Below are 566 nucleotides of genomic sequence, written 5' to 3'. Positions count from 1 at the left end.
ACAAAGGCGTTGGACGTGGCGGTGTGTGATGAGGCAGGTGGCGAGGCCGAGGAAGGCTTCGTGGATGTCGTCTCGTCGCTTGCAGCGGATGCGTAAGCGGCGGAAGCCGTGGAGCCAGGAGATGGTCCGCTCGACCACCCAGCGGGAGATGCCCAGGCCGGTGCCGTGCGGCCGGCCGCGTTCGGCGATCGCGGGCCGGATGCCCCGCTGCCACAGCAGCCGCCGGTACTTGTCGTGGTCGTAGCCGCGGTCCGCCAACAGCACGTCCGGCCGTTGCCGTGGCCTGCCGACGACACCGGGCACCGCGGGCACCTGGTCGAGCAGGGGCAGCAGCTGGGTGACGTCGTTGCGGTTCCCACCGGTCAGCGACACCGCGAGCGGGATGCCCTGCCCGTCGACAAGGACGTGGTGCTTGCTGCCCGGCCGTGCTCGGTCGACCGGGCTGGGACCGCTTTTGGGCCCCGGCGGGCCGCCCGCACGTGGGAGGAATCGATCACCGCCCGCGACCAGTCCAGCTTCTTCGCCGACCGCAGCTTCCCCAGCAGCACCAGATGCAGCTTCTCCCA

At 70.8% G+C, this 566-nt stretch carries 1 pseudogene; it reads right to left on the bottom strand.

The annotated features are described in order from the left end of the window. Positions 1 to 566: pseudogene (locus tag IO33_RS0141920) on the bottom strand (IS5 family transposase); the annotation flags it as partial.

The sequence above is a fragment of the Streptomyces durhamensis genome, assembly GCF_000725475.1.
In the GTDB taxonomy this organism is placed as follows: domain Bacteria; phylum Actinomycetota; class Actinomycetes; order Streptomycetales; family Streptomycetaceae; genus Streptomyces; species Streptomyces filipinensis.
The sequence above is the reverse complement of the archived record's forward strand: the minus strand, read 5'-3'. Positions and strand labels throughout refer to the sequence as shown.